This is a genomic window from Solibacillus sp. FSL W8-0372 (genome assembly GCF_037969735.1).
Classification (GTDB): Bacteria; Bacillota; Bacilli; order Bacillales_A; family Planococcaceae; genus Solibacillus; species Solibacillus faecavium.
This window is the reverse complement of sequence record NZ_CP150204.1, coordinates 1,812,760-1,833,033: the sequence shown is the minus strand read 5'-3', so window position 1 is coordinate 1,833,033 and position 20,274 is coordinate 1,812,760. Positions and strand designations below refer to the sequence as shown.

Annotated in this window: 18 protein-coding genes; 13 read left to right on the top strand and 5 right to left on the bottom strand. The window is 35.8% G+C overall.

Annotated elements, in window-relative coordinates; translation table 11 throughout:
• Window positions 1-3: 3 nt before the first annotated feature.
• Window positions 4-651, bottom strand: a complete 648-nt coding sequence (locus MKY13_RS09010) for a 5-bromo-4-chloroindolyl phosphate hydrolysis family protein (RefSeq protein ID WP_191698976.1) — start codon at window positions 649-651, stop codon at window positions 4-6.
• 315 nt (window positions 652-966) lie between these two features.
• On the opposite strand from MKY13_RS09010, the gene MKY13_RS09005 reads away from it, so the two are divergent.
• Both MKY13_RS09005 and MKY13_RS09000 read left to right on the top strand, forming a co-directional pair.
• Window positions 967-1,263: a DUF1033 family protein gene (locus MKY13_RS09005; RefSeq protein ID WP_339216631.1), complete on the top strand. Its 297-nt coding sequence runs from the start codon at window positions 967-969 to the stop codon at window positions 1,261-1,263.
• A 209-nt stretch (window positions 1,264-1,472) separates the two neighbouring features.
• Complete coding sequence (locus MKY13_RS09000) at window positions 1,473-1,673, top strand: cold-shock protein (protein WP_191698978.1); 201 nt, start codon at window positions 1,473-1,475, stop codon at window positions 1,671-1,673.
• A gap of 23 nt (window positions 1,674-1,696) precedes the next feature.
• On the opposite strand, the gene MKY13_RS08995 is transcribed toward MKY13_RS09000, so the two are convergent.
• Window positions 1,697-1,879, bottom strand: a complete 183-nt coding sequence (locus MKY13_RS08995) for a hypothetical protein (protein WP_339216629.1) — start codon at window positions 1,877-1,879, stop codon at window positions 1,697-1,699.
• Window positions 1,880-2,228: 349 nt separating this feature from the next.
• Between MKY13_RS08995 and MKY13_RS08990 the strand changes: the two genes are divergently transcribed.
• Window positions 2,229-3,938: a hypothetical protein gene (locus MKY13_RS08990; protein ID WP_339216627.1), complete on the top strand. Its 1,710-nt coding sequence runs from the start codon at window positions 2,229-2,231 to the stop codon at window positions 3,936-3,938.
• Window positions 3,939-4,003: 65 nt separating this feature from the next.
• Here the strand turns inward: MKY13_RS08990 and MKY13_RS08985 are convergent, their stop codons facing one another.
• Window positions 4,004-5,608, bottom strand: a complete 1,605-nt coding sequence (locus MKY13_RS08985; protein ID WP_191698980.1) for an ABC-F family ATP-binding cassette domain-containing protein — start codon at window positions 5,606-5,608, stop codon at window positions 4,004-4,006.
• Window positions 5,609-5,827: 219 nt separating this feature from the next.
• Between MKY13_RS08985 and MKY13_RS08980 the strand changes: the two genes are divergently transcribed.
• From MKY13_RS08980 to MKY13_RS08965, 4 genes are all read left to right on the top strand, one after another.
• Complete coding sequence (locus tag MKY13_RS08980) at window positions 5,828-7,009, top strand: MFS transporter (RefSeq protein WP_339216625.1); 1,182 nt, start codon at window positions 5,828-5,830, stop codon at window positions 7,007-7,009.
• Window positions 7,010-7,097: 88 nt separating this feature from the next.
• Window positions 7,098-8,222, top strand: a complete 1,125-nt coding sequence (locus MKY13_RS08975; RefSeq protein ID WP_339216623.1) for a hypothetical protein — start codon at window positions 7,098-7,100, stop codon at window positions 8,220-8,222.
• 270 nt (window positions 8,223-8,492) lie between these two features.
• The gene (gene recQ, locus MKY13_RS08970; RefSeq protein WP_191698983.1) at window positions 8,493-10,256 is read left to right on the top strand and encodes a DNA helicase RecQ; all 1,764 of its coding nucleotides are present in this window, start codon (window positions 8,493-8,495) and stop codon (window positions 10,254-10,256) included.
• Between the two features lie 276 nt (window positions 10,257-10,532).
• Window positions 10,533-11,780: a helix-turn-helix transcriptional regulator gene (locus MKY13_RS08965; RefSeq protein ID WP_191698984.1), complete on the top strand. Its 1,248-nt coding sequence runs from the start codon at window positions 10,533-10,535 to the stop codon at window positions 11,778-11,780.
• Window positions 11,781-11,883: 103 nt separating this feature from the next.
• On the opposite strand, the gene msrA is transcribed toward MKY13_RS08965, so the two are convergent.
• Complete coding sequence (gene msrA / locus MKY13_RS08960; RefSeq protein ID WP_191698985.1) at window positions 11,884-12,405, bottom strand: peptide-methionine (S)-S-oxide reductase MsrA; 522 nt, start codon at window positions 12,403-12,405, stop codon at window positions 11,884-11,886.
• A gap of 231 nt (window positions 12,406-12,636) precedes the next feature.
• Between msrA and MKY13_RS08955 the strand changes: the two genes are divergently transcribed.
• The 3 genes from MKY13_RS08955 (at window position 12,637) to MKY13_RS08945 (ending at window position 15,352) form a co-directional block, all read left to right on the top strand.
• On the top strand, window positions 12,637-13,575 hold the full coding sequence (locus MKY13_RS08955) for an LCP family protein (RefSeq protein ID WP_191698986.1): 939 nt from the start codon (window positions 12,637-12,639) through the stop codon (window positions 13,573-13,575).
• A gap of 74 nt (window positions 13,576-13,649) precedes the next feature.
• A complete protein-coding gene (locus tag MKY13_RS08950; RefSeq protein ID WP_191698987.1) occupies window positions 13,650-14,879 on the top strand; it encodes an AI-2E family transporter in 1,230 nt (409 codons plus the stop codon).
• Window positions 14,880-14,962: 83 nt separating this feature from the next.
• Window positions 14,963-15,352, top strand: coding sequence for a cysteine synthase (locus tag MKY13_RS08945; RefSeq protein ID WP_191698988.1), 390 nt, complete (start codon window positions 14,963-14,965; stop codon window positions 15,350-15,352).
• 256 nt (window positions 15,353-15,608) lie between these two features.
• On the opposite strand, the gene MKY13_RS08940 is transcribed toward MKY13_RS08945, so the two are convergent.
• Window positions 15,609-16,772, bottom strand: a complete 1,164-nt coding sequence (locus tag MKY13_RS08940; protein WP_339216619.1) for an aminotransferase class I/II-fold pyridoxal phosphate-dependent enzyme — start codon at window positions 16,770-16,772, stop codon at window positions 15,609-15,611.
• A gap of 162 nt (window positions 16,773-16,934) precedes the next feature.
• On the opposite strand from MKY13_RS08940, the gene MKY13_RS08935 reads away from it, so the two are divergent.
• The 3 genes from MKY13_RS08935 (at window position 16,935) to MKY13_RS08925 (ending at window position 20,267) form a co-directional block, all read left to right on the top strand.
• Complete coding sequence (locus MKY13_RS08935) at window positions 16,935-17,738, top strand: ATP-binding protein (RefSeq protein WP_339216617.1); 804 nt, start codon at window positions 16,935-16,937, stop codon at window positions 17,736-17,738.
• A 171-nt stretch (window positions 17,739-17,909) separates the two neighbouring features.
• Complete coding sequence (locus MKY13_RS08930) at window positions 17,910-19,274, top strand: FAD-linked oxidase C-terminal domain-containing protein (RefSeq protein WP_191698991.1); 1,365 nt, start codon at window positions 17,910-17,912, stop codon at window positions 19,272-19,274.
• A gap of 12 nt (window positions 19,275-19,286) precedes the next feature.
• Window positions 19,287-20,267: a TRAP transporter substrate-binding protein gene (locus MKY13_RS08925; RefSeq protein WP_191698992.1), complete on the top strand. Its 981-nt coding sequence runs from the start codon at window positions 19,287-19,289 to the stop codon at window positions 20,265-20,267.
• Window positions 20,268-20,274 lie beyond the last annotated feature (7 nt).

Sequence of the window (20,274 nt, the reverse complement as noted above, 5' to 3'; positions counted from 1 at the left end):
TTGTTACTCACCGCCGATTTTTAATCGATCTTTACGTTTTTCATTCGACATTTTAGCAAAGTCAAGTTCGATTTTTAAGTTTTCGATATCTGATGATAGAGCACTCTTCAAATCGGATTCCATCGTTATTTGAAGCTCTTTTAATGTTTTACGCGTATCTTCCAGAGCTAAATGTACATCCGTACCAGGAACCTGCTCTTTTGTTAATAATGTATATTTATCCGACAGCTCAACAGCTGAAGGTAAGTGTGCATAGAAGAAATCTTCTACAGCATAAAACTTTTGAGGATTAGTCTGGACAATATTGATTATGCGCTTTGATAATTTAGACATTTCATTTATTTGTTTAAATGAGCGTACAGAACGTACACGGATATACTGCTGATTCAATGCCTGAATATGTGCACGGGCCTGTTTAAGTTGTGCTTCAATTAAATTATATTCGGATTTGGACAGCCCTAGCTTTTTACTTTGAGTAGCTTTCTGAATGCCCAATGTCACCTTATTGCTAATGAGATAGGCACCTACTCCAAGAGGTAGTGCAAGCATCGTCGCTATACCCGATAAATTTACAAAAGTAAGTGTTAGAGCAGTTGAGAAGACTAAAAAGTTTATTAAGTGTCTTGTAAGAAAATTTATAGGACCAAGCATTTTCGTACCTCCTTTACTCGATACTATTGATACGTTTGAAATGAAAAAAAGTTTCAGACTTTAATTCTTTCACAAATAAAAAAATGAAAGTCTTTTTCTAATCGTATCAAGTTTTTGTTCAAATAACAAAGTAAAATGTTTGAAAACGATAAAAGCTGCTAGGGAATATTGTGTGAGGTTCTTTAAAAAATCAATCATTCCATTTTAATAAATTTATACTATTATTTGTCTTATCACTTGTAGTATCATATGAAAATATCGATTATTAGACATATTCATGTTCTCTGTATAGAATGGTCTTATAAAGAAAGGATAATGTTTATGTATCAAATTATATATATGAAAGCAGATTATGAGCCTTGGTGGCAATTTGAGGGCTGGGAAGAACATATTGTATCTGTTGAAAAATTTGAGACAGAACAACAATTCCTAATAGCATTTAATCAGTTACTTGCAAAATTTCGCGAAAAATATGAGTTTGAAGCTTACAAAAATGACCGTTTTTATGCATTTTGGTCTGAAGAAGAGTGTGAGTTCTGTGAAGCATGTGATGAAGACAGTCAGATTTATCATGGTATTATAATATTAACTCCTGAGGTAATTTCTACTTAGATCAAAATTTTTATAATTTAAATTATTCTAATTGACATGAAATAAAGCCGAATATATACTGTATTTAACAATTGAAATGTTTGACCGAATACAATGGATTCACATATTACAAACAGTAATCGAGTTAGTTGATCGGTGCTCTTGTAATGTGTGTTTTTTTATTTATTAGGACATTTAATTGTTAACTTTTATTTTTGGAGGTATTCAATATGAAACAAGGTACAGTAAAATGGTTTAATTCAGAAAAAGGTTTTGGCTTTATCGAAGTAGAAGGAGAAAATGACGTATTCGTACATTTCTCTGCTATTCAAGGTGAAGGTTTCAAAACATTAGACGAAGGTCAACAAGTGGAATTCGACGTTGTAGATGGAAACCGCGGACCACAAGCAGAGAACGTAACAAAACTATAATCTTGCAAATCCTAAGCTGCGTATCAATTGATACGCAGCTTTTTTTTGTGTTTAGCATATTTTTGGCTCATCACCATAACATGGGCTTGCTTTTCTAATAAAATTTCACTTGATTGGTGGGCTACGGCAAGACAGCGATAAAGCCACGTGAGATGCGTGTCTTTATCACTGCCTTTCTTGCCGTTTGCGAGGCCCACCAATCCCAAAATTTTGCCTTCATTATAAAGTGAAGTAATAAATACGCAATTAAGCTGCTTGCGCTATCGCGAGGCAACGAGCGGAAATGCTATGTTTAAATCTCAATTTTTGCAGAAATTCACTTTATGCCAAGTAGCGTAGCAGAACGGACTTAATTAGAAAATATTATTTTTCAATTTTGTCATCCTCAACTTATGTTTTCGAACCATATTTTTACATATAATGATATAATTTAGAAAAACAGAAAAATGAAAGGTTGAGTTTCTAATACGAAATTTTAATGAAGCCAATATAAAAAATACCTCATTAATAAAGTGGATAGCGATTGTTATATTTATCATTGCCGGTTTGTTCGGAATGTCTTATTGGCAAAAACAAAGTAAAGAAACAAACGAGCAAATGAACCCCCTTGCGGACAGTGGGGATAATTTTAGACCGATAAGCGAGATATACTTAAAAATTCACCAGTATGAGCTATTTTACCGAGATCATCGAATGCAATCGAAAGAAGCTGTAACATTTTTTGCGTTAAATGATGCAATAAATAAATATGCGCTGATCGATTATTTACATCAACAAAATATCACCTTAAGTGAGGAAAAGCGTCAATTACAACGAGAACTTTTAGAAGAGCAACTTACAAAGGATTTGCAGGATCATTTATTAAAACCTTATCTTGAAACCATGTTCCAAGCGCTTAATATAAGCAATCAGGACTATATCGAGCAATATTTATTAATTAATACAGAACATGATCTTTTAAAAGAAGACATGTTTTCCAGTAATAAAGGTCTCGTTCAGGATGAAACTGGCTTGTTTAGCTATCCGAGTAGTGATCAGCAAACGCTCTATCAGGAAAAAATGAAAATTTCCTTCGATTACATGGAATACTTAGCGGAAAGCGAGTTCATCCATATAAAACCTGATCGTCCGACATTCGATTTGCCGTTCGCAATCGACAGTACTTTTTTTAATTTCACTAAAAATCTAGCTGGTGAAACGATTTTTGCTTCAAAAGAATTTAGTGAATCTGATCTAACAATGGAACAGCGGGATTTTCTTTACGTTATAAAAAAACAATATAATTTACATGAATTGGCGCGGTATAATTTTATTCTATACAAAAATGCATTACAGCAAGAAGCAGCACCAGGATCAGAAAATCAAGCAATTGCGAATGAGTTGATGGAAATATTTAAAATCGCGGAACGGACAATTGATTGGGAAATTGGTGAAGTGACAAAATATGAGTTTAATGAAATTCCTATGTTTGACGTTAATCAATTACGAAAACATAAAGATATTACATTACAGCTGTATGAGCATGAATATTATTACCGTGAAGAAGAAATCCCAAAAAAATTCTATGCTTTTCGAATTGCCAATGAAGAAATTGTTGCGATGTACGCTTTGTTTAATTATTTAAAACAGGATTTTGGTATTGAATTAGATGAAACAATCCGTTCAAGTACGCGTGCAAAAATTGAAAAATCTCTAAACGAACAATTACAAAACCCTTATTACAAAAAGTATATGGATAATTTATTACAGACATTTGAAATACCTTTGTCTTCCTATATCAATGATTATTTATTAGTGAAAGAAGAGTATGAACTGCTTTTACAATTAATAAAAGATCGGAATATTGGTATTGATCATGATGGTCGTTATAATAAGGGCTGGATTGAAGCACGCTACAGAACAGCGGCAAATTTATTATGGGAAGACCAATTTAAAAAAATGTGGGATATGCAGCTAGATGAAGTTGTCAAACCACTTGAACCGCAACCTGAATTATCATTTACTTTATCGGAATATGCGCCTCCTATCGGTTTAAATAATGAGGGCCAGTATATTTTCGTAAATATTTACGCACTTCATAGTTGGTTAACAGATGAACAGCAAACTTTATTTGATTTACTTGTAAAAACGTATGATTTACCGGTTCTATCTCGCTATTCAATAACAGAATACAAAGACAAACTTCAACTTCTAAAGGCGGATGAAAGCGAGAAGAAACAGTTACTTGAAATTCTTGAAATTTTTGAACGGTCAATTAGAGAGTAAGTCGATAAAAATACAAAAAAAGAAGGGTACAGCTAAGCTGCACACCTTCTTTTTTATTGTCTATCTTAAGATAAACCTTGAGCATCTTTCCACTCTAAATATTCATCGTATGTTAATGGCTTATCTAAAATTGAACCGTCTTCACGGATCTCAATTACGCGATTAGCAATTGTTTGAATGAACTGGTGGTCATGTGATGTAAAGATCATCGCGCCTTTAAAGCGGATTAAACCTTCATTCAGTGCTTGAATTGATTCTAAGTCTAAGTGGTTCGTTGGTTCATCCAATAATAATACGTTCGAGTTCGAAAGCATCATTTTTGAAAGCATACAGCGAACTTTCTCTCCACCTGAAAGTACAGCAGGAGATTTCTTCACTTCTTCACCAGAGAATAGCATACGGCCTAAGAAACCACGTAAGAACGATTCAGTTTCATCTTCCGGAGAATAAGGGCGTAACCATTCAACTAATGACTTTTCATTGCCGCCGAAGTATTGGTCATGATCCATTTCGAAGTAGCTTTGAGATGTTGTGACACCCCATTTATACGTACCGGCATCTGCTTGTTTACGATCCATTAAAATATCCATAAATGCAGATTTTGCATTTGGTGAACCTAAAAGGATAATTTTATCTTCTTTGTTCATTGAGAAGCGGATGTCTTTGAATAATACTTCGCCATCTTGTGAAGCTGTTAAGCCATCAACTGTTAATACGTCATTCCCGATTTCACGACCAGCTTGGAAGTTGATGAACGGGTACTTACGGCTTGAAGGACGGATGTCATCCAGCTCAATTTTATCAAGCATTTTTTTACGAGACGTTGCTTGAGAAGATTTTGATGCGTTTGCAGAGAAACGTGCAACGAATTCTTTTAATTCTTTAATTTTCTCTTCTTTTTTCTTGTTTTGGTCAGCCATCATTTTTTGCGCTAATTGACTTGACTCATACCAGAAATCGTAGTTCCCAACATAAAGCTGAATTTTACCAAAGTCTAAGTCAGCAATATGTGTACATACTTTATTTAGGAAGTGACGGTCATGGGATACAACGATTACAGTGTTTTCGAAGTTAATTAAAAACTCTTCCAACCATTTAATCGCTTTTAAGTCCAAGTGGTTCGTCGGCTCATCCAGAAGTAAAACATCCGGTTTACCGAATAGTGCCTGTGCAAGTAAAACTTTTACTTTGTCAGAACCTTCTAAGTCAGCCATCAACATATAGTGTAGATCGTCGCCGATACCTAGACCATTTAAAAGAGTGGCAGCATCAGATTCTGCTTCCCAACCGTTCATGTCAGCGAATTCGCCTTCAAGTTCAGCTGCGCGCATACCGTCTTCGTCTGTCATTTCAGGTTTCATATAGATTGCGTCTTTTTCAGCTTTTACTTCCCAAAGACGTTTATTACCCATAACAACCGTATCTAATACATTGAATTCATCGTACTCGAAGTGGTTTTGCTTTAATACTGAAAGACGTGCATCTTTAGCCATTGATACGTGGCCTTCTTGTGCCTCAATATCACCAGATAAAATTTTTAAAAAAGTTGATTTACCAGCACCGTTTGCACCGATTAGGCCATAACAGTTACCTGGGTTGAATTTAATATTTACATCGTCAAATAATTTACGGTCACCGTAACGTAGACCTACACCTGATACTTGAATCATGCAGGTACCTCCTTGAATTGTTTCGTTGTATTTTGGATTGCTAAAAAAAGAGAATTCTCTTTTGCACACAATGTTTCTATTATAGCATGATTTAAAGCTAAATTAAATAACGGCGCTTATGAAAATCTACAATTCCATCGATTGAAAAAAATTTAAGTTGGCAGAATATTTATTTTATGGTTTACTAGCTACGAATGTATAGAGAAACGGGGAAGTTACATGAAACAAAGATCAAAGTGGAGTACCGTTCTTATAATTTTGGCTATTTTTCTTGTTTCAATAAATTTACGGCCTGCTGTCACTTCAGTTGGACCAATTTTATCTACTATTAGGGAATCGTTACACGTATCAAGCACGCAGATGAGCTTATTAACGTCAATTCCTGTATTTTGTATGGGATTATTTGCACCTTTAGCTGTACCTATACAAAAAAAGTACGGGTATCGGCTGTCTATAACACTTTTGACTGCTTTAATAGGACTTGCTACTGTTACACGTATTTTCTTTTCAAGCTATAGTGCGCTTATTATTACAAGCTTTTTAGCTGGTTTTGCGATTTCTATTATTAGTCCGATTATTAATGCTTATATAAAACAAAGATTTCCGACAAGAATGGAACCGGTCATTGGGGTCTATTCATTTGCAACGGGATTTGGTGCGGCAATCAGCGCGGGATTTACAGGTATTTTTTACAAAAGCTTTAATGGTAATTGGGCTTTATCGCTTGGTATATGGGGATTGTTAGCAATTGTCGCAATGATTTGCTGGTTTGGATTTGTAAAGGATGCGCCAATGCGGAAGTCTAGTACAGAACAGACAGATTTAGCAAGAAATCCATGGAAAAATAAATTAGCTTGGACGATTTTAATCTATTTTGGGCTCCAGACTTCTTTGTTTTTTAGTTTAACAACTTGGTTAACTTCCATGGCGTTAGAACAGGGGATGGTATTATTAACAGCAGGGTCTGTTTTAACACTAATGACAGTAGTCCAATTAGTCGGTAATATTTTAATCCCATCTTTAATTAATCGTTACCCGGATCGAATAATTTGGTTGCACAGTTTAATTGTTATTGGAATTATCGGCTCAGCAATTTTCTTTATCGACTCAGTATGGGCAATATGGGCAAGCGCGATTATTTTAGGATTTGTTTTAAGCGGATTATTCCCGATAGGACTTATGTTACCGCTGGATGAAGCAAAAAATAATCGAGAAGCAAATGAGTGGAGTTCAATGGTATTATCCGGTGGATTCATGATGAGTGCGTTTGCGCCACTGATTATCGGCTTTGTATATGATTGGACAACTTCGCATTATTTCACGAGGTGGATTATCGTTATTTTGTTTATTCTTATGTCAATATCGGTTTTTATAATGCAAAAACAGAAGAATTCAGTATAATGGTAGAAGTGTCTGAATAAATCAGTCGCTTCTTTTTTTATAAATAGATAACTAGTTTACATAATATAATTATTTGTTAGGAGAATGTATGCAAAAGCTATTATTACTAGTGGTGTTGTTTTTAGCAGGTTGTGCAGATAAAGCCGAGGAAAGTAAGTGGGTGGGAGAAGCGCTGCCTAATGAGCCGATAGAAGAAATAGAAACCCTGGAAAGCAAAGTCCCAATATATACGCCAACTTCTAATGCGATAGGGTACGTAATTAAGCAAGAAAAACGCGATAAATGGCTATTGGTAAATGCAGAGCAGGTAGCCAGTCATCCTTATTCGCTTGTACATAATGATCTTTTAACTTTAGGCGAAACGTATGCCATTGATGTAGAACATAATATCGCAATTATCCACATTAGAAATAGCTATGATTATTTAGTAGAGCCTATTTCTACTTTCGAAACGAAGCGAAACGAAAAAGAAGTCATTGCAGAAAAACAACATATTGATACGTTATTAAATGAGGCTATCAATCAGAAAATCCACTGGCAGGAGCGCCTACAAAAAAATAACGAGCTGCTCGAAGATTCACTACAGCAGCCAATCGAAAATTTCACAAGCTACTATAATAAAAACATTTTCACCTATAATGAAGACAATTTGAAAGCAGCAGCCGTCAATTTAATTGAACATCTTAATCAATTTGTGAACGATCGAGATGAAGCTACATTGACTGATTTCATTCAGCCAAGTGTTTTGTTACAGGAAGTACAATATTTAGCAAAATTAATTAATGAATTTGAAATAAAGGAAGCTCGTAAAGATGGCTTTTACTACTTCGTAAATGGAATTGATGATAAGAAAAATGATATTAGATTAACATTTATTAAAGTGGGACAGCAATTTAAATTAATAGGTGCGAATTTTTTAACCGAAGAATTTTTGGGTGATGAAAAAATTCCACATATGCAAATTGATGAGGAAACAGCTTACTCATCATTACCTGGCCTACAAATGTTTTTAAACAAAAATCTTGCCGCTATAAGATTATCTGTAGACAAGATTACATGGACTTTAAAGCAGGAAAATAAAAAAGTATCTGTATCAAATGGCACTGCAAACTTCAGCTGCGAAACAGTAGATGTCGTAGATAACAATTTAATTTTAAAAAGCTGTAAAAACACAAAAAATGAAAATTATATTATTGCGTCGTTCAAAAAATAGGGATTACTACGGTAGTTCCTTTTTTATTTCACTACATATTATCCGACACTAATTAATCGAAAATTTAATTGATAAGGTCTATAAGAAATAACAGACGAAAAAGAAATTTTCAACAAAAAGTTCCCTATTTCATATAAAATAGTATTTATTATATAGTAGGGTAGAAGAAAAAAGTAATACTTTATAATTTTATTATGTAAACTAAAAATTCATATTTTGTTTAATATGACACTATATATTGAAAATAACTAATTTAAATCAGGAGGCGCTATGTTACAGGAAGCAATTAAACATTTAAATACGTATTTCGGTTATAATTCTTTTCGAACAGGACAGTCACAAATCATTGAAAATGTACTACAGAAGCAAGATACATTAGTTATTATGCCTACTGGTGGGGGGAAATCGGTCTGTTATCAAATACCTGCCCTATGTTTAGAAGGTACAACAGTCGTAATCTCACCTTTGATTTCACTAATGAAAGATCAAGTTGATATGCTTGTTTCCAGCGGAATAAAAGCAGCTTATATAAATAGTTCACTTAGCTATGATGAAGTGCAGGATGTGATGTATGCAGTACGCAACGGGGACATCAAACTTCTATATATTGCTCCTGAGCGGTTGGAAAACGAGCGTTTCTGTTCGGAGCTTGCACAAATAAAAGTGCCACTTTTAGCAATCGATGAAGCGCATTGTATTTCCCAATGGGGGCATGATTTCCGTCCAAGTTATCGGTCTATCCAACAGCTGCTGCACTTATGGAATGTAAAACCAACCGTTATTGCTTTGACTGCCACAGCAACGGAGGAAGTAAGTGCTGATATTCAAAAGCTATTATCGATTGAAAAGAGCAATACTTTCGTTACAGGCTTTGCACGAGAGAATTTAGCGTTTTCAGTCCTTCTTGGTGAAAATAAAGAAGCTTATATTAAAAAATATGTAAAGGCAAATGAAGCAGAGGCCGGCATTATTTATGCTGCTACCCGGAAAGCTGTTGAATCGGTATATGAGATGCTGTATAAAGCTGGGTTTGCAGTAGCTAAATATCATGGGGGAATGTTTGAAGAAGACCGCACTTATGAGCAAAATCGATTTTTAAATGATGAAGTTCAAATAATGGTTGCCACAAACGCATTTGGCATGGGTATTAATAAAACGAACGTTCGCTACGTCCTTCATTATAATATGCCAAGAAATATGGAAAGCTATTATCAGGAGGCGGGACGAGCGGGTCGTGATGGACTAGATAGTGAATGTATTTTACTTTACAGTTCATCGGATGAACAAACACAACGCTTTTTAATTGATCAGGCTCAAGATCGTTCGCGCATTCCTTTTGAACTTGAAAAGCTCCATGCAATGATTGATTACTGTCATACAGAGCGCTGTTTACAAAGTTATATTATCGATTACTTTGGGGACGAGGCAGAACAGGATTGTGGAAGATGTGCTAACTGTACAGATGATCGCCCTCAACAAAATGTGACGACAGATGCTCAAAAAGTTTTATCGTGCATAGTCCGTATGGGGCAAAAATTCGGAAAGCAAATGACTGCATCCGTATTAGCTGGTTCTAGAAGCAAAAAAGTATTGGAATTTAATTTTCATAAATTACCTACTTACGGTATATTACGTGGGATGAATGCAAAGGAAATTTCGAGTTTTATTGAATTTCTTATTTCAGAGAAACTAATAATTGTTCATAATGGTCAGTTTCCGACGATTTCGATATCGGACTTAGGAAAAGAAGTGTTGTTGGGCAAAGAGCAAGTATTTAGAAAAGAAGCGCGTATTGTTCAAGCAACGGTAGAGGCGAATGATCCTTTATTTGAAACTTTAAGGAAAGTTCGAAAAGAGATCGCTGACCGTGAAAAGGTACCACCATTTGTTGTGTTTTCGGATAAAACTTTAAAGGATATGTGTGTTCGACGCCCTAAAAACAGTACTCAGTTTTTAGAGGTAAGTGGGGTAGGGGAAAGTAAACTCGAAAAGTATGGCAAAAGTTTCATTGATGCAATTGTTTCACATTCTTAATAATAGTTTATTATACTTTATTAAACAAAATCACTTAATTTTAAATTACTATTTATTATATTAATTGTAACTAAAATACAATATACCCTTTAAATTGTAATGAAAATGCTATTTTAATTTAAAGAAAAGAATGCTATGATCTCGCTTAGCATTCTTTTTTTGTTATTTTGAAGTTTAAATCATTAAACTTTTAGTTAAGATATTGTAAAAAATCAGTATTCATAGTTTAATTAGAATATTCAGTCGAATATTTAGGTAAGAAGTGTGGGTGAAAAAGTGAATATATTAGGAGAGCGTATAAAAAAATTAAGAAAAGAGAAAAAATTAACACAAACAGAAGTCGTGGGAGAGCGTTTAACAAAAGGAATGCTTAGTTTAATTGAAAATGGTAAGGCACAGCCATCAATGGAGAGTCTTTGCTTTATCGCAAAGCAGCTTAATGTAGACGTAAGCTATTTACTCGATGATGGGACAATGACTACTCTTCGAAATTTATATACGGACATTGAAGAAGATGTAGAGCGAAGAAAGCTAATCCGTGATCCAGATGAACTGCAATCCTTAACAATTAAAATGATTGAAAAAATCGAACCATTTTTAACGGAAATTCAAGGAACAAACTACGAACAAATTAGATTAAGAGAAGTCTATTTCTTAATGAATCGTACTATCAATAAAGCTAAATCACTGGATGAGTACTGGAAGTTCATTGATCAATACGAGGAGATACATGCATACAGTCGTATGTTGCGTTGTTATTTCTATCTTTGTTTATCCTCAATCGAACAGCGTAATTATAGTGAAGCTTTAAGTATTTTAAAACAAGGTGAAGAAAAGATTGCACCATATGAGCTCATGATTGATCCGATGGTAAGAATCGACCTCTACTATAATTTAACTATTTCATATTCGGCGGTCGATAATGTCCGAATGTCCGAACATTATTTGCAAAAAGCTTTGGAAATGGCTAAAAAACTTCAAATATTTTATCGTATGGACCGCTTTTATCATTTGTTATTTATTCAATCGATTGCCGGTGAAGATTATGACAGAAGTAGGGAATACATAGAAAAGTTGAGACTTTTATCAGAATTTGCGGAAGACCCTACAATATCCATCCTCTATTTATATAGTAAATTACACTACTTAAATAATGTTGAGAAAAATTACAGGCAAATTACCCCTGAAATTCAGCAATACAAAGTGAAACTTCATAATTATTTATTCCTATTTAAAAATCCAATATTCATCGGGGAAGAAATGTATGCAGAGTTTAAGTTGAAAAACTATACAAATGTTATTCAAATAGGCGAGTCTTTAAATATACCGAGCTATCTTCACCATCCAATCGATTTGGCTAAATATTATCGGTTCTTTGCGGTACGTGCTTTAGCTTATTATTATGAAAATGACGAAGTGGCTGCTAAACGTGATATTATATTTGCCAAAAATGGGGTGGAGGATTTCCCTTCAACTATCTATAAAAAATTCATTTATGAAGCCTTTAATGAAATTTTCATGTAATAAGTGATCCGGGGTAAAATGCTTAAATAAAAAGCCGTTCAAATTTACGATGCGTAATGTTTGAACGGCTGTATATGTCTTTATTTTTATAAAGTAGGGTTAGTTAATTTTTATCCCAGTGGTTATTTAAAAACTCGTCACGCCCTGATTTTGCACGGTCTTCCTTATAATGTGCTTCTTCTTTTTTATAATAATCCTGGTGATGTTCTTCTGCTGGCCAGAATGCAGTGGCTTGTCTGATTTCAGTCACGATAGGCTTTTTAAATCGGCCACTTTCAGCTAATTTCTGCTTTGACAGCAAAGCTGCTTCGTGTTGAGCGCTATTATGTGTAAAAATTATAGTTTTGTACGACTCACCGCGATCATGGAACTGGCCTCCCGCATCAGTCGGGTCTATTTGCATCCAGTAAATTTCCAACAGTTTCTCATAGCTGAATATTTCCGGGTTAAATAGGATCTCCACTGCTTCAACATGTCCGGAATTACCCTTTTTTACATCTTCATATGTTGGATTTTCTACATGGCCGCCTGTATAGCCACTTGTCACTTTTTCGATGCCATCCCAACTGTCGAATGGTTTAACCATACACCAAAAACATCCACCTGCAAATGTTGCCTTTTCCATTATGTAACACTCCTTTTGCTGACGACTATTTTATATATCGTGCAGAATATAGAACTAATATCATAAGTAGTTAATTGTTGTATTCTATCATGTATATGTATGTCATTCAATGATTACAATTGATATTAATCAGTAAGCTTTCGGCTATAAATGGTATAATCATGATAATTTGAAACTAAATATAATTATAAATCGTCTAAACTTCACGTAATTAGAAAGGAAGTTGTATTAATGGAAGATCAGGCGCGTCAAACCCGTTATAAAAAGAAAAAAATCCGAAAGGGCAGGGTCATATTTTTAATTCTCTTTTTAGTCATTATTGGCTCTGTTGGTTATAGTTATGTTCAATTTCAAAGTGGCCGTGATTTAGCATCGGACAACAAAATTCCAGTCGAGGGCTTTGAACCAGATGATAACCACCCGACTATTGAAAATTACCTAGTATTAGGGGTTGATACACGCGGGGAAGAAAAATCACGTACCGATACAATGATGTTACTTTCCTGGAACCGTGATACTAATGATATGAAGCTCGTTTCCTTCATGCGTGATATTTATGCAGACATTCCAGGCTATCAATCATATAAACTGAATACTGCCTATTACTTAGATGGCGTTTCATTATTGCAAAAAACATTAAATAATATGTTCGATATCCCAATTCATCATTATGCGATGATTGATTTTAGAAGCTTTGAAACATTAATTGATATTTTGGCGCCGAATGGAATCGAAATGGATGTTGAAAAGGACATGGGCGGTTTAATCTATGTGGAACTGAAAAAAGGTGTCCACAATCTAAACGGAAAAGAATTACTTGGCTATGCCCGTTTCCGCGCTGATGCAGAAGGTGATTTTGGACGAGTTGCACGACAGCAAAAAGTAATTGAAGCATTAAAAGATGAATTATTATCACCGAAAAATGTAGCAAACATGCCTAAATTCGTTGGTGCCATGCAAGGCTATATTACAACTGATTTAACTAGTAAGGATCAATTAGCTACCGTTTTAAAAGCGGTTGCAGGCGGTAAGGTAAATATTGAGAAATTAACGATTCCTGCTGAAGGAACATACAAATTTGCTAAGTATCGTCACGCAGGTGAAGTAATCGAAATCGATAAAGAAAAAAATAAACAAATATTGCATGATTTTTTAAATTTAAGCGAGTAAGCATTAGATGTAATTTTCTAATTCATGCTAAAATGGACATATAGGAAATTTTGTCGATATATTGGGGTGGTCTTTTGGAGAAAAAAGTAGAAGATAAAAGTAATAATCAATTACCGCAAGAAAAATCTAATTTTTTCTCATCGATCTTTATTCGTTTTCTAGGCGGAAAAAATTTATTGTTCTTATTAGTGGTTATCTTATTAATCGGTTGTACAGTATTCATCTACGATAAAATTGCGTTTGTTTTTGAACCATTGCATGTACTATTCGAAGTGATCATTTTACCGGGTGTGTTAGGGGTAATTTTATTCTACCTATTACGTCCTCCGTTAAAACTGTTAGTGAGATGGAAAGTACCTCGCGGGTTGGCCATCTTGATTTTGTACATTGTAGCAATTGCATTAATCACTTTGCTTGTTGTTCTTGTATTCCCGTTTTTGCGGGACCAGTTTACAAACTTAGTACAAGAATTCCCTGTCGTGCTTATGTCACTTGCCAATGATTTATTAGCCTTTTTAAATAACTCCCAGTTCAATGAGTATTTTGAGAAAATCAATTTTGATTACAATCAAATATTAACTGATTTTACCGGCAGTTTTATTGAAACAGTGAAAGATACATTGACAAGTGTTGCGTCAGGCGTAGCGTCAGGAATTACGGGACTTGTATCTACAATAACAGGAATCGTTTTATCACTCGTCATCGTTCCTTTTATTACGTTTTATCTATTATATGAAGGGGAAAAAATGCCTCGTTTTATTTTACGTCTTTTTCCACCTCGTATGCGCCTACGTATGGGGGAAGTCCTACATGATATGGACAAACAAATCAGCTCCTATATTCAAGGGCAAATTTTAGTGTCATTTTGTATTGGCGTCATGATGACAATCGGGTTTTTAATCATTAAGATGCCTTATGCATTACTATTAGGTTTCTTAGCCATGATAACAAGTGTAGTCCCTTACTTAGGTCCAGCAATTGCCGCAACACCAGCAGCGATTATTGCCATTGTAAATTCACCATGGTTGTTATTGAAGTTAATTATCGTCTGGACAATAGTACAATTAATCGAAGGGAAGTTTATATCTCCTCAAATTATGGGTAAATCATTAAGTATTCATCCGATTACGATTATTTTTGTATTATTAACATCCGGTTCTCTATTTGGTGTAGCTGGTGTCGTGTTAGGTCTTCCTGGCTATGCGCTAATTAAAGTCCTTATTACACATACGTATCGAATATTTAAAGAGCGCTATAATCGCTTTCAAACAGACGAAACGAATTTGTATGAAGATTTAAAATAAAGAACTTGGGGGTGGCCTGAAATATTCAGGGCACTTCCTTTTCAAATCATTCGGTTGATTTCTTATTTTATGGGGGAATTCACATGTTAAGTAAATGGTTAACAACAGTAGAAGAAAACGGCGTAAGAGTAGAAACCGTTATTGAAAAAACAGAGCTTGTAGAAGGTGACGTACTAAATGGTTCTGTTTACATTACGCCTCTTACAGAAGATGAAGAAGATAAAATTGACTACATTTCATTAAAGGTATTATGTGAGCAGGCGAATGGGGAATTAACTGTTATTGGTAAACATTCCTTTGAAGTGGTCGGCAGTATACGATCAAAAGATGCGGAAATTATGCCTTTTGAAATCATGCCGGATGAGCGTTGGGTATGTGGAGTAGATGAGCGACTTATTTTCCAGACGACTGTAATATTTTTAGATGGAACAGAAGTCGAAGAAGTTGGTTATATTTCTTATGATACTGAGTAAGTATATAGAGGCCGGTACAAAACCCACCTCAAAATAAAACAGCCGTTCAAATTTTACGATAAGTAAAGTTTGAACGGCTTTATATTTGTGTCTACTTCGTAGCCGTTGTTCTTCGTTACGGCGGACGCTTTCCTGGGGGCACGGCTCGAGCCTGTAGTCTCTCCCACGTGCTTGTCCCCTGGGAGTCGCCGCCTTCACTACGAACAACTAAGTTTCCTTCTATATCATTTAAATCTCTACATAATTTTTGTCCCAGCTATACTCGAATCGTTTTTAACTTTTCAACTGCTTTTTCAAGTAATTCGACTGGTTGTACTAATGCTAAACGCATGTAGCCTTCACCTGCTGAACCAAAAACCGTGCCTGGAACCATAACGACACCCGTTTGCTCAATTGCTTTAAAGGCAAAGTCAATGCAATTAATATCGTAAGGATATTTTGCCCAAACGAACATTCCGCCATTACTAGGCGCAACATCCCAGCCAATTGATGTCAAACCTTCCATCAATGTTTTATGGCGCTCTGAAAAGGTCTTTCTTAATTTGTCTGTAATTTCCTCAGAGTTGTCTAACGCTAATGCTGCTACTTGTTGAATCGGTTCAAAAATACCAAAATCTAAATTGGATTTTAACTGTTTCATTATTCCAACTAATTGAGCATTCCCTACAATGTAGGCTACACGTGTACCAGCCAGGCTAAAGCTTTTTGATAGTGAATTGATTTCCAGCCCAACTTCTTTTGCTCCCGGTGTTGCAAGGAAGCTAATCGGGGCATCACCTTTAAAGTAAAACTCTGAATAGGCCGCATCATGTAATACAATAATATTATATTGCTTCGCGAAATCGACCACTTCTTTAAAATATTCCAGAGATGGCATTGCAGGTACTGGATTACCTGGTAAATTCAATATAAGTAATTTTGCTTTTTGCAGTACTTCTTCAGGAACAGCTTTTAAATCGGGTAAGTAATCGTACTCCTTTGTTAAAGGCATGTAGTAGGGCGTTGCACCCGCTAAATGGATTCCGGCATCATAGGCAACATATGCTGGATTTGTTGTTAATACGACGTCTCCTGGATCACAAAAAGCAACAGGCAAGTGTACTAATCCTTCTTGAGAGCCGATTGTTTGGACTACTTCAGTTTCTGCATTTAATTCAACACCGTTTACTCGTTTATAGTAGTTACATACTGCTTCATTAAATGTTTGAATACCCGTTAATGTATAACCATATGAAGAAGAAAGTGCCGAAAGTTCAGACATCTTTTGTCGTAAATTTTCAGCTGGAGGGATATCTGGACTGCCTAAGCTCAGATCAATTAATTCCATCCCATTTTGCTGTTGGCTTTTTGCATGTTTTTTTAAATCCCCAAAAATTGCCGGTGCAAACAAAGACATTTTTTTTGACGGTTGGATATTCAATATGTAACACTCCTTAAAACTTTCAAATGTAAGCACCATTTTATCATATCCTTCACGTATAATGGGGAGGAAATCAGAAAATAGAGTTATCTTCAAACACAAAAGCATTAAATTGAAATAGAGTAGCGATTTTTTACTGTAGAGATAGTAGAAAGGGAGAGAATGATGAACATTTATTCTTTAAGCGGGCCTAGTGGTACTGGTAAAAGTACCAGTGCTTTACAGTTTGCTCACGAACAAAATATTCAGGCTATTATTGATGATGGGCTATTTATTGTAAATGGAGAAAAGGTAGCCGGAACGTCAGCAAAGTTTGAGAAAAATACATTAAAGGCTGTGCGCCGCGCAATTTTTGATGATGATGTACATAAAGAGGAGATTTTAAAAGCTATTCAAGACTATGAAGTAAAATCTATCTTAATAATTGGCACATCGGATAAAATGACTAAAAAAATAGCTACACGTTTAGAGCTTGGCGAAATTAATCATTATTATTATGTACAGGACATTCGAACAGAAAAGGAAATCCGTATCGCTAAATACGTAAGGGAAGTACAAGGAAAGCATGTTATGCCAGTACCTTACAGACAAGTGGAGCAGAATTTCTTTAAACGTCTAGTTCAGCGAGGGAAAGAGATTTTCTCTTCTACTCAAGTGAAGCTAGGGGAAACGACGATTGTTCAGCCTGATTTTCATCAAAATAGTGTGTATATAGCACGTTCCGTTTATTTAGATGTTTTGGAGCATGTTCTCGAGCAACAGAGTCAAATCACAAAATTTGAAGTACTAAGTCTACAAATTGAAGGGATTCCGCAGATAAATATTAATATTTATTTAAAATCACCTGTCCAATATCATGTTCCGACCTATCTATACGAAGTTCAAAAGGATATTGCTGGTGTATTCTCCCATCAATTCGGCATAGAACCCGAGAAAATTAATTTACAGTTAAGAGGAATTAAATAACCGTTAAAAAGGGCTGACATGAATGCGTCAGCTCTTTTTTTTAAAATATTGACATATAAATCTTAAAAATTAATTGTATTTTCTGATAAATAAATATATTCTAAATATTAAGAAGTATTGGTTGGACCAAATGACTGTTGGTATAACCAAAAATTATAAAGGGGATGCACTATGAACTATATTGAACACTTACAAAATTTATTATCACCTGAACAAGTAACAACAAATGATGTTTTACGTGAACAACATGGACGAGATGAATCTTACCATGAACCTCACTTACCGGATGTAGTCGTATTTCCAAAATCAGCGGAAGAAGTTAGTGCAATTTTAGCCTTCGCAAATGAGCAACTTATACCGGTTGTACCATTTGGTTTAGGTACGAGTCTTGAAGGACATGTCATTCCAACAAAAGGTGGGATCTCACTTGATTTGTCACTTATGAATGCGGTGCTGGAAGTACGGTCAGAAGATTTTCTTGTAAAGGTCCAACCGGGTGTTACTCGCAGTCAATTAAATAAGGAACTGAAAAAATACGGCATGTTCTTTTCTGTAGATCCAGGGGCGGATGCAACATTAGGTGGTATGGCTGCGACAAATGCGAGCGGAACAACTTCAGTACGCTATGGCATTATGCGTGATCAAGTCCGTGATTTAGAAGTCGTTTTAGCTAACGGCGATATTATCCATACAGGCGGGTTAGCTGCCAAGTCATCATCAGGCTATCATCTAAACGGACTTATGATTGGTTCAGAAGGTACACTTGGTGTCATTACAGAGTTAACATTACGTGTTTACGGTATTCCGGAAAAAATAGTGGCAGGACGTGCGACATTTAATACTGTCCAAGAAGCGGTCAATTCCGTTGTTGCATTAAAGCAGGCAGGTATTCCGATGGCACGCATTGAGCTCGTTGATAAAACGAGTATTGAACAGGTGAATCATGCATCAGGTGCTAGCTTTTTAGAAATGCCTACGCTATTTTTAGAATTCCACGGAAATGAATCTGGTTTACAATCTGACGTTGTCTTTGCAACAGAGCTACTCAATGATAATGGCTGTACAGGTCTGTCTTTTGAACAGGATGAACGGGCGCGTAATCAGCTATGGGAGCTACGTCATAATTTGGCGTATACATACATCCATTCAGCGCCAGGAAAACGCTTAATGTCTACCGATGTAGTAGTTCCGATCAATTCATTGCCGGAAGCAATCGAAAATTCGCGCCAAAAAATTGAGAGCATGAATATTAACGCTGGAATTGTCGGACATGTCGGTGACGGGAACTACCATATTTTGCTTATGGTTGATATGAATGACCCTCAGGATATTTTAAAGGCAAAAGAGCTTAATGAGCATGTAGTGGAATTCGCCTTATCACTGGGTGGTACTTGTACAGGTGAACATGGTGTCGGTAGTGGGAAAGCAAAATACCAGCGACTTGAACATGGGCTGGCATACGACTGGATGAAACAGATTAAACAAGTGTTTGATCCAAACAACATTATGAATCCAGGGAAAATATTCATTGATTAGGGGAATTGAAAGATGAAAAAATTCGTTTGCGTAGTGGGGCTTGTATTGAGTTTTGCACTTTTATCGGCTTGCACAAGTTCAAATGAAAGAGAGCAGTATGTATTATACGCAGGACATTCACTGGCAGCAGATCATCCATTCGAGTTGGCGATGCAAGAATTGAAGCAGCGGATTGAAGAGCGTACAGACGGTAGAGTCATTATTGAAACGTTCCCTTTAAGTCAGCTCGGGGCAGAGCGTGAGCTGATTGAAGGAGCTATGCTCGGTTCAGTAGACATGGTTGTCTCAACATCAGGACCGATTATGAATTTCGTTTCAGATTTTGCTGTACTTGACCTGCCGTTTTTATTTAACGACAGAGAATCAGCCGTGAACATTTTGGAAGGTGAAATCGGACAAGAGTTGTTTGATCAATTACGCGACATTGGGATTGTCGGGTTATCTTGGGGAGAAAATGGATTCAGGCATGTCACAAACAGTTTGAAGCCAGTTGAAACACCTGATGATTTAAAAGGGTTATCGATGCGTGTACAGGAAAATAAAGTATTTATCTCTGCCTTTAAGGAGCTTGGTGTGACACCTTCCCCGATGGCTTGGACAGAAGCTTTGACCGCGCTGCAGTCCGGTGTAGTGGATGGGCAGGAAAACCCAATTTTAGTGATTGATAGCTACAAATTATATGATGCCAATCAAAAGCATATGACGCTTACTGGACATGCCTATTCGTCGGCAGTGTTTATGATGAGTGAACATGCCTATAACCGTTTACCGGAAGATCTACGCCAAATTGTAATGGAAGAAGGTCAGAAAATCGGAGCATATGAGCGGCAACTCGTAATTGATATGGAACAAAAGGCACTTGCCAGACTTCAAGAACAAGGAATGGAAGTTGTAGATACAATTGAAGTGGATGCTTTCCGCGAGAAAATTATGTCTGTATATGACAGTGCTAAAAACCAACAGCTATTACAGCGTATATTAAATGAGCAGTAGGATAGGA